General features: G+C 45.4%; 14 protein-coding genes. 8 read left to right on the top strand and 6 right to left on the bottom strand.

Annotated features, from left to right (window positions below; translation table 11 throughout):
• Window positions 1-43 precede the first annotated feature (43 nt).
• Together AAHB90_RS15995 and AAHB90_RS16000 are read right to left on the bottom strand one after the other, a co-directional pair.
• Window positions 44-2,698 carry a sigma-54-dependent Fis family transcriptional regulator gene (locus tag AAHB90_RS15995; RefSeq protein ID WP_342086213.1) on the bottom strand — a complete coding sequence of 885 codons (2,655 nt, stop codon included), beginning with the start codon at window positions 2,696-2,698 and terminating at the stop codon, window positions 44-46.
• Between the two features lie 142 nt (window positions 2,699-2,840).
• Window positions 2,841-3,707, bottom strand: coding sequence for a hypothetical protein (locus AAHB90_RS16000; protein WP_342086214.1), 867 nt, complete (start codon window positions 3,705-3,707; stop codon window positions 2,841-2,843).
• Between the two features lie 363 nt (window positions 3,708-4,070).
• On the opposite strand from AAHB90_RS16000, the gene AAHB90_RS16005 reads away from it, so the two are divergent.
• Both AAHB90_RS16005 and AAHB90_RS16010 read left to right on the top strand, forming a co-directional pair.
• Window positions 4,071-4,475: a hypothetical protein gene (locus AAHB90_RS16005; protein WP_342086215.1), complete on the top strand. Its 405-nt coding sequence runs from the start codon at window positions 4,071-4,073 to the stop codon at window positions 4,473-4,475.
• A 35-nt stretch (window positions 4,476-4,510) separates the two neighbouring features.
• Window positions 4,511-5,509 (top strand): ADP-ribosylglycohydrolase family protein, encoded by a 999-nt coding sequence (locus AAHB90_RS16010; RefSeq protein WP_342086216.1) that lies wholly within the window; start codon window positions 4,511-4,513, stop codon window positions 5,507-5,509.
• Between the two features lie 1,432 nt (window positions 5,510-6,941).
• Here the strand turns inward: AAHB90_RS16010 and AAHB90_RS32810 are convergent.
• The gene (locus tag AAHB90_RS32810; protein ID WP_446717908.1) at window positions 6,942-7,127 is read right to left on the bottom strand and encodes a DUF5958 family protein; all 186 of its coding nucleotides are present in this window, start codon (window positions 7,125-7,127) and stop codon (window positions 6,942-6,944) included.
• A 530-nt stretch (window positions 7,128-7,657) separates the two neighbouring features.
• Here AAHB90_RS32810 and AAHB90_RS16015 point away from each other — a divergent pair.
• The gene (locus AAHB90_RS16015; protein WP_342086217.1) at window positions 7,658-8,971 is read left to right on the top strand and encodes a site-specific integrase; all 1,314 of its coding nucleotides are present in this window, start codon (window positions 7,658-7,660) and stop codon (window positions 8,969-8,971) included.
• A 342-nt stretch (window positions 8,972-9,313) separates the two neighbouring features.
• On the opposite strand, the gene AAHB90_RS16020 is transcribed toward AAHB90_RS16015, so the two are convergent.
• Together AAHB90_RS16020 and AAHB90_RS16025 are read right to left on the bottom strand one after the other, a co-directional pair.
• Window positions 9,314-9,778, bottom strand: a complete 465-nt coding sequence (locus AAHB90_RS16020) for a hypothetical protein (protein ID WP_342086218.1) — start codon at window positions 9,776-9,778, stop codon at window positions 9,314-9,316.
• A 230-nt stretch (window positions 9,779-10,008) separates the two neighbouring features.
• Window positions 10,009-10,803, bottom strand: coding sequence for a hypothetical protein (locus tag AAHB90_RS16025; RefSeq protein ID WP_342086219.1), 795 nt, complete (start codon window positions 10,801-10,803; stop codon window positions 10,009-10,011).
• Window positions 10,804-10,990: 187 nt separating this feature from the next.
• On the opposite strand from AAHB90_RS16025, the gene AAHB90_RS16030 reads away from it, so the two are divergent.
• The 5 genes from AAHB90_RS16030 (at window position 10,991) to AAHB90_RS16050 (ending at window position 15,223) form a co-directional block, all read left to right on the top strand.
• Window positions 10,991-11,560, top strand: a complete 570-nt coding sequence (locus AAHB90_RS16030; RefSeq protein WP_342086220.1) for a Crp/Fnr family transcriptional regulator — start codon at window positions 10,991-10,993, stop codon at window positions 11,558-11,560.
• 217 nt (window positions 11,561-11,777) lie between these two features.
• Window positions 11,778-12,110 (top strand): hypothetical protein, encoded by a 333-nt coding sequence (locus tag AAHB90_RS16035; RefSeq protein ID WP_342086221.1) that lies wholly within the window; start codon window positions 11,778-11,780, stop codon window positions 12,108-12,110.
• Between the two features lie 44 nt (window positions 12,111-12,154).
• Window positions 12,155-12,697: a hypothetical protein gene (locus tag AAHB90_RS16040; protein ID WP_342086222.1), complete on the top strand. Its 543-nt coding sequence runs from the start codon at window positions 12,155-12,157 to the stop codon at window positions 12,695-12,697.
• An 18-nt stretch (window positions 12,698-12,715) separates the two neighbouring features.
• The gene (locus AAHB90_RS16045) at window positions 12,716-13,837 is read left to right on the top strand and encodes a catalase family protein (protein ID WP_342086223.1); all 1,122 of its coding nucleotides are present in this window, start codon (window positions 12,716-12,718) and stop codon (window positions 13,835-13,837) included.
• Between the two features lie 30 nt (window positions 13,838-13,867).
• On the top strand, window positions 13,868-15,223 hold the full coding sequence (locus AAHB90_RS16050) for a Dyp-type peroxidase (protein WP_342086224.1): 1,356 nt from the start codon (window positions 13,868-13,870) through the stop codon (window positions 15,221-15,223).
• 275 nt (window positions 15,224-15,498) lie between these two features.
• On the opposite strand, the gene AAHB90_RS16055 is transcribed toward AAHB90_RS16050, so the two are convergent.
• Window positions 15,499-16,116: alpha/beta fold hydrolase (locus AAHB90_RS16055; protein ID WP_342086225.1), on the bottom strand; the 618-nt coding region annotated here is incomplete at its 5' end.

Consider the following 16,116-nt stretch of genomic DNA (forward strand, 5'->3'; position numbering starts at 1 on the left):
CATGGGCCGGCTTTAAATATCGCGTGATTCGGTTTTAATCAGATCAATTTGCCAGGTACTGCCGTTTGGTGATACCCAGCTTCTTGATTTTCGAATGCAGGGTGGTGGCAGGCATTCCCAGGTACTCGGCGGCCCCGCCGCGGCCAGCGAGCTTTCCTCCGCACCGTTTGATGGTCTCGATAATGTGTACCCGCTCGACATCTTCCAATGTACCCACCATCGAGGCGGCCTGCGATTCGGTATTGGCCTTCTTTTTGGGCAGGTATACCTCCCGTATCATCGGCTCGGTCGATAGCAGTACACACCGTTCCATCAAATGTTCGAGCTCGCGTACATTCCCAGGCCATGGATAGCTCGTGAGCTCGTGCAGTACTTTCGGTGAAATCTTCCTGACTTTCCGGCCGGTGGCTTTGCTGTAACGATCTACAAACAGATGCGCGAGCGGTACAATATCGTCACGGCGGTCGCGCAGGGGCGGCAGGTGGATCGGGAACACGTTGAGACGGTAATACAGGTCGGAGCGGAACCGGCCGGCTCTTACCTCCTCTTCCAGGTTCCGGTTGGTAGCGGCAATAACGCGGACATTCACTTTAATAGTCGTTTTGCCGCCGATCCTTTCCAGCTCCTTTTCCTGTAAAACGCGCAGCAATTTCACCTGCGCTTCCAGAGGCATTTCACCGATCTCGTCCAGGAATAATGTGCTATTATCCGCCAGCTCAAATTTGCCAATCCGGCGCTCGACCGCGCCGGTAAATGCGCCTTTTTCATGTCCGAACAACTCGCTTTCAATGAGGTTGGCCGGCAATGCGGCACAGTTGATCTTGATCATCAACTTATCCTTTCGCGGTGAAGTGCTGTGGATGGCCCGCGCGATGAGCTCCTTACCGGTGCCCGTCTCACCGGTGATGAGCACCGTCGAGTTGGATTCCGAAACGAGGCTAATCAGGTCGTACACCTGCTGCATTTCCGGCCCGCTGCCGACGATCTCGTTAAAATTGTACGTCCGTTTAATCTGCTCTTTCAACTGGCTGTTCTCCATTTCGAGCATTCTTTTGTAAGCCAATATTTTTTCATTGGCCTGAATGTTGGCAATGGCCGTCGAGATCTGCGAGCAAATACCTTGAAGGAGCTCACTTTTCAGATTATCGGTGAGCAGCCAGAGCGTACCCAGGTCGGCCTGGGCGCTTCGCAGCGGTGCCGCAAAAATATATTGAAGGCCCGTTTTCGCCCAATGCTGCACGAAAGGATTGTCAGGACAGGTGGCCAGTTCTTCCTCCACTTTGAGGATCACACGGTCTTCGGAAGCGAGTATCCTGGCGGGAAGCGGTTCGTGGACGCTGCTGGAAGCTGTTACCAGCGCACTGAGCTGATCTGCTGCGTTTTCGAAGAGCGTCTTGTCGTGCATAAAGGTTTTTAATGTAAAATTATCATCCGCAATCAGGTTGATCAGCGCTAGTCTGACGTTCTGAATGCGGCTCAGCACTTTAAAAACCGCATTCTTCAAATCCTCTTTTGTGCGAACGCGGGAAATTTCGTTGCTGAAAGCGAGCAGGAAACTTTTCTCCCGCTCACGTGCGATGATCTCCTCCGCAGCCAGCACATTCGACATCGCTACCGAGATCTGCGATCCGATCGCCTGCAACAGCGAGAGGTTAGCCTGCTCGATACCTAGCCACAGCACGCCCAGCTTCAAATCGCCATTCCGTAATGCAATACCGACCATCGTTTTCAGGCGCATACGCTGCCATATCGAAAGGTACCGGCTTGTGACGCCCCGGTTGACCTCCGCGTCGATGTTGACCTGCAATGGTATGGAGCTGTCGAGCACACGGTTTTGCAGGCCATCGTAGATCGGGAACTGGCCCTGTGTCAACTCGATCCTGTCCTCATCAGAAATTTCGTTGATACCCAGATCGTATGCATATGTGGTCAGGGTTTGCTGATCAGGGTTGATCCGCCGAATACCGAACCCGCGCATCAGGTTAAACCGGACCAGAGTCGTGCGTACTGCGTCGGCCAGTTCCTGCCGGTTGCGGACTGCGGCCAGACCAATACTACATTCGAGCAGGATTTCGTTGATCCATTCTTTTTCGCGGATCTGGTCGTTCTTGATAATATTGGTAACCGCGCTGGAAATTTGCGGTGCAATGCCTTCTATAATGCTGATGAATTCCTCGGTGAAACTACCCCGGCGGTCGGTATACATATGCAGGAAGCCCATGATCTCGTTCTTGCTTTTCAAGGGTGTCATCAGAATCTCCCGTATGCCCCCTTCATAGTTGACTCGCAGGAAAGTGGGGCTGCCCGGAAGGTCCATCACATCTTCCATCCAATACAAAACCGGCTTGCCGGCATCAAGTACCCCCTCTATGAATGGGCCGCGGAGGGGAAAATCGGAGTCGACCAACGTGGCGTAAATGGGATGCGTCTGAATGGGCGACGATTTAGGGTCCAGCAAAAACGGTCGGTATGAGGTCCGTTCCGGATTGATTAATGTTACGATCGTATGTTTGAAATAGAAAAGGCTTTTAATGCGGGAAGAAAACAGGATAATCAGGTCATTCTTGTCGCGGATCTGCGTGATATCGTCGCTAAGTTCGAGCAGTATCCTGCGCTGTTGTTCCAGAAAGTCCCTCGACTCGGAATCTTTCAAAAGCGCTGTCTGGGCGTCCTTATTGTGTTGGATATTTTCTTTCATGACGGATTTGATGGCTGATCTGCCCGCTCGCGGCGGAAGTCCTGCGACCAGTGACGGTGCCGGTTATACGAATTTAATAAAAGTGGCATGTAAAACATCTACCCGTGAACGAGCAGCCATTGGCTGGTGGCACAGATCCGGCTTAGATGCTATCCAACCATTCGGACAGAAAGTGCGTTACTTCAGGCCTGACCGGGCCTTTGCCGGAGATCGAACCGGCCGTGGCAATGCCGAGTACGAGGCATTGTGCCGGTTCCATCCCGGTTTTCAGTCCTAATGCATAGCCTTCGATAAAATTGTCACGCTCACGTTCATTGTGCATATTCGCAGGAACGGGCGGCCGGTCGATCTCGAAATAACTATTCTGCATTACCAGTGCCGCATGGGTTTCGGAATAGACGATTAACCGGAGGATATCCAACGTTTGAAACAGCGCCCGGTATCGTCCATTTACATCCGGGTCCTGCATACCAAACTCCTGCACGCGTTTCCCTCCAAACAGCACCGACCACACTCCAAATGCCTCCCGTTCATCCAGCGCCAATGTTACATTACCACTGCGGGCAAAGCTGCCAATTACGTCCAGGATTTCGTCGATGTCGAAAAAGTGACGGTTGGCCGGGTTGCCGAGGTAGAAAATGAACTCCCAATCGTTGTGCGCCATTGGGCGGATTATATCGGCTAAGAGCCCATACCACAGATCAGCTGCCTGATGCACGTCCGTCCAGTCGGAAAAAGGGATTACTCGGCTGTGCGAAAACAGGCTTTTCAGGGCTTCGGTATCAGTCTGGGAAACGATGTCGCGCCATCTGGTAACGTGCGGTGCCGGTGCCGGATTAACGGTTGCCGCAATCCCAGCCCGGATTCCCAGTTGTAGCAGCAGCGAAGCATTTTCATCACAGTCAAAATCAGGCGTAAAGTCAGTTTCATGAAGCAGCCCGATGGCCTGCGAGACGGAGCGCAGCATTGAGCGCGTTTCATCATCCGTTGGGGATTGGCGATTCATCATGTTTCGTTTTTGATAGGATACTCAGAGAGAGTCAATACTCGTACCAAATACATAATACATTATCTGCCAATTAAATAGGCAAAATCACCCCAAAAAAAAGACACTTTATTTCGTCATTTCTCTATTGGCTTACGAAATGCCGTGCCTTGGCATCGACCCAAGTTAGTGTTACTTGAAAGATAGCATTTCGAGTAGTTCAACGATGTGAGCAACTTATTTGGGGTACTTTATCACCGAGTTATTCATTTACGACGAAGCAAATAACAACACAGTCACAAGCTTCGCGCAGAACTTAGATCCGCATAATCTTTAAATATTGTCCAAGAAAAATATCCTTTAATTCAATTGTTAGCCAAAGTCTTGATGAATGAAAAGCACATTGTAACAGCCGTTGACAGACTGGGAAACCTTCACATTTCGACGTTGTTAGCGAAGAGAACCAATGACACGTGCGAGCTCACCTTGAGGAACGATGCGCTGGAAGAATGTCATGTTTCCTCGGATGACTTCTTTTCAGCCTTACGAGACTTGCGAGAACAAATTGAGAAAACGGGGTGGCGCCTGCTAGTTAAAGGTGCTGCACGCAACGTGTGGGCTTCCGGCATGTCCCGGAGCATGGGAGGCGGGATAAAGGCATATCAACTGGAAAAAGGAATAGCATCTTCTCTTGACCGAATGGTTAATATTTTTGAGCCTGCCGATGAGGCAGAAGTGGGTACCGTAGCCGAACAAGAAGCGTTTTTCTCGGATTGGGTTACCAGTCGCTGATGCAATACATTTTGAATTGATGAATACACAATCCGATGGGCGCTCCGAATGACAAAGGCAGACTGAATGTATTTTACAAATCAAATTTTTGGAACCAATCAATGATAAGGAATGCGTTGTTAGGTTTGGCAGTCGGAGACGCTCTTGGGGTTCCGTATGAGTTCAAAAGCAGGGAGCAACTAGAAAAAAGCCCCGCTGTGACTATGACGGGCTATGGAACATACAACCTTCCGCCCGGAACCTGGTCGGACGATAGCTCGCTGGCATTTTGCTTGTCAGAGGCATTAGCCAACGATTTCAGTCTTGAAGACATCGCAAAGAGCTTTCAAAAATGGTATTTTTCAAACTATTGGACAGCGCGTGGCGAAGTATTCGACGTTGGCATTACGACCAGGCAAGCGATCTATCGGCTATCAAAAGGAGTCAGGTCAGATTTGGCTGGTGGTTTTGATGAGATAGAAAACGGGAACGGCTCGTTGATGCGAATACTCCCCCTGGTATTTTATATCCGAAACCTGTCCATTGCCGAGCGATTTCAAATAACCAAGGACGTATCTTCGATTACCCATGGGCATATTCGTTCCGTCATTGCCTGTTTTTACTATCTCGAATTTGCAAGGCTACTACTTGAAAGCAACGACAAACACACCGTCTATGAGAAATTGAAGGTAGATGTTCCGAAATTTTTAAATTCCATTTCCATTAATCCGATGGAGATCAAACAATTTGATCGCTTGCTAAACGACCACATAAGTGATCTATCTTCGTTCGAGATTTCCGGTAGTGGCTACGTGGTACATTGCTTGGAAGCAAGTATCTGGTGCCTACTTTCCACCGACAGCTACCCCGAGGCTGTGCTAAAAGCTGTTAACCTTGGAGAGGATACAGACACGACAGCTTGTGTCACTGGCGGGCTAGCTGGAATACTTTATGGGGCGAAGAACATCCCTGAAAGCTGGATAAATCTGCTCACCAGGAGGATGGATATCGAAGATTTAGCTAACAGACTCGCCGAAAGACTTGGTAACAACTAGCTCGAAATCTAGCCCAATGAATAACAAGTTTGCTGCCTGGCGCAAACCCGCTCAATTCTAGCTTCTAAATTTGCCGTTAATGCGAGACCTAATTAAAATCGCTATTTTTTAGTATGCCCCAAGAAATGAAAAAATATAAGGTCTTTACACAGAATAATTGGCACGTATTGTTAAAGACAACAAGGCTTTTCGGTCAGATACAATTTGTTGAGGATGACGAGCAGCTACTTGGCTCTTTGATGAATCCACCGGATTTGCTGAGCCACTCATGCAAAAAGTGAGGGAACCCTACCGCCATTTTATGACGGAACTATATTGTGTGGAACGGACACGGGACAATCTTGCGGTCATTAAAATCAGGCGATATATCAACCTGTTTTCCAAAATACTCGTTAGGTTCGAGGGCGCCGCATTGGAAGTCGAAGACTTATCAGGTGAAGATTATGAACTGCTTTCGTCCTATTCAACACCGAATCGGCCATTCCTTATATTAGTCCGAAACTAAGCACAATGCATCCGCGTTCGGTCATGGTGGAAAAACTTGACCGGATCACATTTGATTGGTATGGGCAATACATAATTTGACGCAAAGTGAATTCCTCTTTCTAGCTTATGATAGGTCAGCCGATCTTTAAAGTCGATAGGTGCTCGGCAAAAAGCTTTTCGTTTTGAGGAAGGTTCAGCTTATGTACCCTAACACAGCCGTTGATTCTGGTGTTGGCGGGGATTAGGTAAATTCTCTGACAGTTGAATCTTGCCCCCATTCTGCGAAGCCGCTGGCCGGAGGATTTACAAACATCCTGACTTCAGTTTCAAAAAGGTAGGTGCCAGCACTTTAAAAGTAATAGGATACACCAGTAGATCCAGCGAACGCCTCACTGAACATGTTCTTTATTGGGTCAATAACCGTAAACAGTTCTGCTGAATAATTGGCTGGATCAAAAGTACTGCTCTGAAATATTGCTAGCAGTTGCGATTTCTCCACTATCATTTCATCCTCAAACTCATCAATGATCTTGTTCGAGAGGGCATTAATCTTATAAAAAAGCCAGAATTAGCCAATTCACGGAAGATCTCGTCTCCCAATTTCACCTCCATTAAATCTCCGGGCTCAGCAACATCACAGTCGAGGCGAAACGCAGCCGAACGGGTTAATGGGACAGTTATTACCTTTATAGACAATCGTTGATTTGCACATGAGCAAGTTAGTAAAACCAAATTTCTGCATTCTCCCAACACTATACGTCCATAAATTTAAACTAACGTATGGCCGAAAGGAAGTGACGGCTTCCAAAAAAGCAAGTTATGGCGTATCATCGCTATTCATTCTCAATAGCCCTTAGCTTCATCGTCGGATCTACCAACCAGCAAGGACTTAATAAATGCCTCATCAGATAGGTCGGCGTACCACAACTTGCCAGACGTGCCTCTTTCAACTAAAATAACGACGCAGATACGCTCTTTTAAAAACATACATCAGCAGCACGTACGCTTTGCTCAATTCATCATTAGGCAGGGAAAGAACTTTAGGAATACCAATTTTTAGACGGTGAGTATGCAAAAGTACACACTGGATAAATGTTGGCTTCAATCGGCTTTCTTCATCTGAGTCACGAATACAACTTCTATTTTTTTACTTCAACAAAGAAAGATTGCAATCCCGATAAAGCTGTATGTCGTTCACTATTTGCTAAATGTATTCGATATCACTCCATCCCAAAACTGGCAATCGATATCTATCGCAAAGAAGGGGTAATGAAATATTGGAATAAAGCTTAACTTTGATACCGATGTTAGATAACTAAAATGCATCAAAACAAGCTAAAAAAATCGGTTACCATTTCGGCTACCTATTTTGAGAGGAATTGTAAGTAATTGATATACAAGTGCTTTCAAAGTTTAAATTGTTCCCAGCGGGATCACTGAAAGCGCCTCAAAGGGCGCTTTTTTCGTTTAAAAACGTCATTTTTTCACTGTTTTCGAAGATAAGTATATCATTCTGATTCAATCCAGATCAAAGCATTCGGTAACCTATTCGGTAACCTGCTTTGCTTACTAAATTAGGTTACCGAATGGACATGTTTGACAGAGGCGATTTTGACCAAGGTTTCTCAAACATCAATGTTTTTCTAACCTTAAACTGTGAGGATGATGAATTTCAAACAGAACCTGACTGTACTCTTCTGGCTGTACAGACAAAAAGCGAAAGCAGACGGCAGAGCTCCTATTTATGCCAGAATCACAATCGACGGTAAGTACACCGAAATCTCAACAGGCAAGAAAGTAAACCCGGCATCCTGGGACTTGGATGTCAAGCAGGTCACTGGCTCAGGACTGGAAGTAAAGCTGGCCAACCAGAAACTGGCCCAACTCCAAACTGATGTTGAGCGGATCTTTAACGGCCTTCAAACCCAATTCCCCGAGGTGACCCCTGCGATGGTTAAGAACGTTTACCTGGGCAAGCCTGCGATTGAGCAGCCTAAACTAGCCAAGCCTGCCGCCAAGAACGAGCAAACCGTGCTGGACGTCTTCGACGAGTTCATCGCAAAATTCGAGAAGCGGGTAGAACGGGAAAATGCCTCGTATGAGACCTTGAAGCACTGGCGCAGCACCAAAAAGAAGGTGGCTGCTTTTATCAAATATCATTTCGACCGCGAGGACATTCACTTTTCCTCTCTTGCAGACACCTTTGCGGACGACCTCTATGATTATTTGACACTACACGTCGCCAAGCCGCTAGCGGAGGTAACAGCCCGCAAAGAGGTAAAATGGGTTCGTCAGATTGTCAAAATCGGCGTTAAAAAGAAATACATCCCTTCCAACCCCATGGAAGGATTCAAATGCTCTGGCGGCGACGTGGAGGTAATCCCGCTGGAATTTTGGCAGGTTGAGAAAATTCAGCAAAAGCAGTTCAGTGTTGACCGGATTTCTGAGGTTAGGGATGCATTCATTTTCCAATGCTTCACCGGCTTTGCCTATCAGGATATTTATGACCTCAGTCCCGAAAATGTCGTTCTGGTTGGGCCTAAGAAAGAACGCTGGCTTGTCAAGCACAGAGGTAAGACAGAGGTTGGCGAAATGGTACCAATTCTACCAATCGTCGACGAGCTGATATCCAAATACCAAGACCATCCCTACTGCATTGCCAATCGTAAGCTGATCCCGGTAAATAGTAACTACCGCTATAACGTGTATTTGAAGGACATTGCGCAACTGTGTGAAATCCGGGATGTTAGTGGCGGTATCAGAAGGCTCGATACGCACGACGCCCGGCATTTCTTTGCAGATATGATGCTCAACAATGGGATCCCTCTGGAAGATGTTAGCAAAATGTTAGGCCACCGAAGCATTAGAACGACGATGCGTTACTGCCGAGTGAGAAAGTCGAGGATCAGCGCGAATGTTGAACTAGTGAGAAACAAGTTGTTTACCAAGTCAGGTAAGCTCCGGCAAGCCTCATAACCGTCAGCGGCGTTCTTGTGCGGTCGGAACTACAAACCCAACCGCACCGACGGAATGTCTAGGTCACAGCCAGGAACTAAGACAAATTCTAACAAACTACTGGTCACTTGCACGGGACATAAATTATCCATTAAATTGTAGATCGCCCTGTTATAAATAGACCCGATGGCTTACTCTCCCATACTTGATGAAATTCAACAATTCTACTCAGAAAGCAAGCTGGTAAGTTCATCGACTAAATAATAGTCAATCGTAGGATATTGGCAAGGTTTCGACAAATTAAGAGGCTGCCTTTTTTGAAGACAACCTCAATGTCACCAAAAAACCTCTATCCGAACTTGCTTACAGGTTCTTTATTCTGCCAAGGTTGATGGGAGCTGTATAGATCGTAAACTTCATACCTTTGAATTTTTCAGCGGACATTTTTACAGTGTATTTGTCTTTTAAAGTTTCTTCTATCAACTCTATATCGTCCGCTGACAATTTAGATGTAGCTGAAATAAAAAAATCCATTTCAAGAATCTTTCCTTTGGGAGTGATCTTGTATTTGACCCTGATGGTATCCTCAGGTATAGGACGTTTGTTCAACGTAAACGCTTCTTTGATTAAAAGGTCACGTCGCTTTGACTCATCGGCCTTCATGTCAATGGAAGCAAAGGCATACTTAGCCCCTGGCGCAGTGTACTTTTCCTTATCCAGTTTGTTGTCAACATTCGAGTACACTTGCGTGTAGGCTGGAATATTTTGAGGGACACTAACGTTGTAACGAGTGCCATCAGAGGCCACTTTCGTACTGGTAATTTTCATCTCTACTTGTCCGAAGGCACAATGGCAGAGAAGATATGATAGAATGAATGTTATGGATCGCATTTTTCCTTTTTTATTAAACGAGCTAAAGACGTTTCGGCACCCATAATTCCGGAATACATATAAAATTGCATTCGGGAGCTGACTTTCCCGCCCTTCGTGGTCCGAGTTATACAACAGTGTTACATAATTACATAAAGGGCTACGAGCCGCACCTCAACTTGCATTTCTCACGCGCGTGGTGGCCGCGGGAAACGGTAAATGAGTTGCAAATTGATGGTCGGGATCACATGCCAGTTGACGAGACTTTCCAGCTTTTTGGTCAGATTGGGTGTGACAGCTTCTAACAAAATGTCTGCAGATTGTTTTGAACGGTCGGATTGAATGTGAACAGTCGATTGCATCGTAGCAGACACTCCGGCACCTACCCCGATCCGAAGCGTTTTATACACGGGCAACTGATAGCCACCTGAAATGGATACTTGATCCGCATGCGCAACGGGAGTTATTAAATAATGGCTATACAGATCATCAAAAGCAGGAACCCGGTCAGAAAGAATACCTAATACTACTTTGAGATCGGGATCGTCGTAGGCCAAATTATTGACAAGCTCCTTTGAAGATTTCTTGCGAATCCGGTAGTTTAAACGGTTGTACGCAATATCAAAATTAAAACGTCGGTAGTACCATCTGAGTCCCAGACCGTAACCAATCTCACCTTCCAGGTTCGCCTTGAGATAATCTCTTGCCTCTGCGCTCTTTGATGCAGATACCTCAACCAGGGGTTTGATGTATACCCTCGGCGGAATACCCACTTGCACATATCCCTCCAAAGATGCTTTTTTTGTAAATATCCATCCAAATTTTACGTCATGTTGTAGAGGAATTGATGTCCCGACACTGGCCGCCAATCTGCCTTGATCGCGGTCTTGACCTTTGTTTTCATGGGATAGTAAAGAAATAGCAAATAGGACAAGAATCCGTTTATGAACAGGAGTCCTGCGATTCGGGTAGTTTACGCGCATAAGAGATCTAAAAATTCAGTCTTTCGATCGGCAATTTTTCGCACTTTTGCGTAATATCTTTTAACATAAATTAAAAAATGCGAGATCTGTCAGGTCGCGGTTTCCGGAATGCAACACGCTGTCAAAAATCCGTAATGCTTACTACCTTCACACCTTCGGACAAGTATATTTGTTGAAACATGCACGTATGGAGCTCCTCAGTTACTTTGAAAAACACCTTAACGTACAGGCCGGGCTTGCCCAGAACATTGACCAGGTGTTTAAGCATCAGGATGTAAAAAAGGGCGAAATATTTCTTTACCCTGACAACCGCTCCCAAAAGGTTTGCTTTATTGAAAAGGGGCTGATGAGGACCTACTACTTGAAAGATGGGAAAGACATTACTCATCTTTTCTTTGGAGAAAATAAATTCTGCGTTCCGTTAGAAAGTGTTTTCTACAAACGGTCTTCGCCTTATGGGTGGGAGGCCATCGAGAATTCACATATCCGGATAGCCCAGTACAAAGATTTTGAACCCATGTTTGAGAGCGTTCCCGGATTTGAGAAACTAATCAGGCTTTTACTGATAGATGTTATTGACATCTTTTCCGAAAGACTCTATGCCATGCAGTTACAATCGGCCCAGGACCGCTACAAGTCATTGATAGAAAAACACCCCGACATCTTGCTCCGGGCACCTTTAGGTCACATTGCATCCTATCTGGGCATTACCCAACAAAGGTTAAGTGTTATTCGGGCCGCTAAATTCAGGGATTAATCTTAAAAACATTTCCTCTCGAGCACATAACATCGCCTGGGAAACGTAAATCTGACGCCGATGTCCCCGAGCTGCGTGCATAGACAACCGGTACCCTGATGAAGTTCACGACTGTACGCACATAAGCATAAGCTAGCAATAATTTTTTAAGATATATTAAAAACAGCCTGGGCCATTCGGCATACATTTGCTATATTATTTCACAAAATAAACATAAATGAAAAAGCTATTTTCCCTGCTCGTTGGGCTGGTTATTGCATCCCTCAGCTTTGCCCAGTCAGCAAAGGAGGACTTTACAGGTAAATGGAAAACCGAGGATGGCGTTATCATCACCATTACAAACACCAATGGAAAGTTCTTAGGGATTGACCCCAAGGGCCGTCCAACACTGTACGATGTACGTTTTGAAAAAAACGAATGGAAAGGAACAGTCGAAAACCACGAAAGCGGTCAAAAGGGCAATTGCGAAATTTATCTCCAAAGCAACAAGCTAAAAATCGTAGCACACAAAGGTGTATTTTCGAAAACAATGTATTGGGTAAAACAATAGACGGGCTAGTAGCGACAAGTCTTAATTCTTAAAATTAAAACGAAATGAACATTAGACAACTTACGCAGGATGCAGCTTTAAAATTGAAACTGTACCTGGCCACATTGGGTGAACCGCTGGACAAAGCGCACGAAGTAATTAGTGCCGGTGATGCCGGTCTGCGTAGTGGTGAACTCTCTGAATTGACTATTATCACAGATTTGAAACCCGATGGAGCTCGAAATCTGCGGCTGATTTTTGAAACGTTAAAAGGTAACCTTACAGGCGCCAGAAAAGTAGGTACGCTCCATGATATGCGTTTTGTATTTTTAGAAAACGACACCAAGCTACTTTTTTGTACTTGCTATGACGGTGATTGGGATACCTACATCAATGACTTTGCAACAAAAATACCGGAGATGATGGACCTGATTTTTGGAAATATTGAAGGCTGGCCAGGTATTAAGTCGCCCACAGTAAAAGAATTTATACTCAGCAAACAAATTACGGCATCTGCCTGGTTTGTAAGCCACCCCAATCTTACCGTTGCCGATGTTACAAGATTAGAAAAAATCGGATCAGGTCTGAACAAACTTTTGGAATTGTAGACTTAAAACACTTCCTTAATGAAACGGGAATATATTTTGTTTTCGCAGGAAGCCGAAGATTTACCGGCAGATTTTGACCAACATGTAGCGACGATCAATGCAGATATAACGAAGTTTGTAGAAAGGTCTCCTACTGTAAGCAATACAAATTATCATACACGGGATGCCCATGCAAAAGGGTATGCAGCCCTGAAAGCAGAATTCACTATTCTTGATAATTTGCCCGAGGAACTGGCGCAGGGAATTTATGCACGTCCGGGAAAACATGAAGCTGTAATTAGACTATCTAATGGAGCGGCACGGGCTTTTCCAGACAGGTTTAGCGGTAATGCCCAGGGTCTTGCAATCAAAGTTCTGAGCGTTCCTGGCAAAAAATTGTCGCCCGGAGAAGAAGATACTCCTAACGTAGACTTTAACCTCATTAATCATCCCATCTTCTTTTGCAATTCCTCGCACGACTATATGTTTATAGACAAGTTGTTTCACCGGTTGCACGAATACTTTGACAAAGGCGCCTGGGGAAAAATAGAACTAGCTTATCTGTGGACAACCGAAATGGGCAAAGCATTTCCAAGCAGAAACACCCTCAGGGAGTTGAAGGCACTGCTGTCTTTCCAGGACATCAAGCCTCAAAATACATTGTTGTACAATTTTTATAGCATGGGGGCGGTACGACATGGCGAGTATATAGCAAAACTGAGAGTAAGTCCCTGTGAGGAGTCGGTAAAGAAGGTGCGCCAAATCGAGGTGAATGTTGATAAGGACGACGAGGCCTATCGAAAATCCATTTTAGAAACCATTCGTGACCAGGATTTTAAATTTGAATTTCAGGTACAGCTTTGCAAAGATCTCAAAAAAATGCCTGTAAACGATCTTACGGTAGAATGGCCCCAGGATTTGTCCCCCTTTCAAACGGTTGCAGAATTGTATGTTCCCCGACAAGAAGTTGATGCTGATGGAAATTTTGAAATAATGGAGCATCTTTCCTTCACTCCGTTTCGCTGCTTAGAAGCCAACCGTCCAATGGGCGACCTTCAAATGGCAAGATTGAAAGCATATCAAATTTCGTCGAAAACAAGGCATCAGCTTAATGGGAAGGAACGGAAAGAACCCCAAACGCTGAAAGAACTTTTTGGTTAACATTTCAAATTCTCTAAGCTTAGTAGTCTTATGTTCTTAAAAAATTTATTTAAACGCACCTCCGAAAAAATAGAGTTGCACGACATACAGGCCATCATTCTCAGAGAACGGCCTTTGCCTTATCATGGCGTAAATGTATTTCTCGAAATGCAGGACGGCCAATCGGGCAAGGCATTTTTAAAGGAGCTGTTACCCTACATCACCTCTGCCAAGAACTGGTGGGATAGCGATGATGCCTGGCTTTCGGTAGCTCTTACTTACGAGGGTTTAAAAAAGCTGGAGCTCCCTGCCGCCACGCTGGAAAGCTTTCCCGATGCCTTTAAAAAAGGTATGGCCGCCCGCAACCAAAAACTAATGGATATTAATGAAAATGCCCCGGAAAAATGGGAGGCGGCGTTTAAAGATAGCCGTAATCATATTGCCGTTTCTATTGTTGCCAAAAGCAAGGCAGAGCTTGATGCAAAGAGACAAATAGCACTACATATATTGTCAAACCATGCAGGCATAAAGCTTCGTTTTCAGGCAGACTTTGATACGCCGGTAGAAGGCAATTTTAACCATTTTGGTTTTCGTGATGGTATCAGTAATCCGGAAATTGAAGGCAGTGGGGCAGAGCAGTTAAATTCTAAAGAACGGCCCATAAAGGCAGGTGAATTTATATTCGGATACACCAACGAAGCTGGTAACCATTATCCTATGCCACAACCATTTGAATTTGCCAGAAATGGTACTTTTGTCATTTTTAGAAAATATCACAGCCATGTTGCTGCATTCAATAAATACCTTAGTGAACAGGCAAAATCGAAAGATGAGCAGGAATTGTTGGCCGCTAAAATGATAGGCAGATGGCGGAGTGGCGCTCCATTAAATATGTGCCCATTTAAAGACAATGCAACATTAGGGGCAGATATCACAAAAAATAATGATTTTGATTTCAGCAATGATCAAAGTGGTAAGTTAGTCCCTTACTCAAGTCATATGCGCCGTATGAATCCGCGCAACAGTAAAATGGCTGTCATGTCGGATGTGAACCTGCACCGTATTATACGCAAAGGCGTAGGGTATGGGCCTGCATTGACAAATGGCAGTACTAAAGATGACGGTAAAGAGCGAGGTCTTTATTTTATAGCGTTTAGTGCAAAAGCCATGGAGACCCTTGAATTTTTGCAAAAAGAATGGGTGAACAACGGAAACTTTGTCAGCCTCAAAAATGAAAGAGATCCTATGATAGGACTCAACGAAGGCAAGGGAACTTTTACCATGCCTGGCGATCCTTTACCAAAACGCTTTATTGGAATGCCCACTTTCAATACATTAAAGGGCGGTATGTACCTTTTTATACCAGGAATCAACGCCATAAAGTGGATGAGTGAAGTATCGCTTTAATTGCGATTGTCCCAAGTCTGGGATTTGCATGAAACGCAGTCATTTCGCTGGGCAGCGGAATGACTGCCATCTTATAAGCGCCCAGCAAGCCAATCGCTTGCGTGGCGCTCTCTTCCCGACCCTGCGGGATTGGTATCTGCCACTAGCCTTTTCCCTTGGTGGCGGGAGCCAGAATGCCACGGAAAAAAATTGAAGCCAAGAGGCTCGGACCGCATTTGACCTTCAAAGGCGGTCCCTTGGTGCGCTAGTTAACCAGGTTTCATAGATGCCAGCCACTATCCACCCGATATCAGGGTTTTTAAATGCTCTGACACAACCGGAGCGTGCTCCATGACCATCAGGTGTCCACCTCCCTGAACTGTGAAGTCAGATTTTACATATTTTATAGGGAACATTTTGTCGTCAGAACCGTGAATGTGGATCACGTTAAGCGGAGCAATCTTATTCTCCCAGCGCAATAATGCCGACACGGCCCAATTATTAAAATAAAAGTCAGTATTTGATACTATCCTCTCGTATATTTTGATGTATTCAGGTGTGTGCAGGCCAAATTTCTCTCTGAGATTTAGCATATATTTTCTTTGAAGAAATGGTGGGACAAGACTATGAATGCTGAAATATTTCCCTTTGCTATAGAATGGGGGGAGTTCGGAGAATGATTTTACACTGGAAAGTACTATGGCTTTTACTTGGGGGAATGCTCTCGCAATTTCTATTGTCAAAACGCCACCAAAAGATTGCCCGACGATGATTGCATTATCCGGCAATTGATACTCCGCCTTCATCCGAAGTGCATAGTCAGCCAGTTTTTCCCTTTTGTTCGGCTTAATCCAGTCCAGAAATACCGGCTTACAATAAGTCAAGTCCAAAAACTGAAATATTGTGTTATCGGC

Source organism: Dyadobacter sp. OTU695 (genome assembly GCF_038440355.1).
In the GTDB taxonomy this organism is placed as follows: Bacteria; Bacteroidota; Bacteroidia; order Cytophagales; family Spirosomataceae; genus Dyadobacter.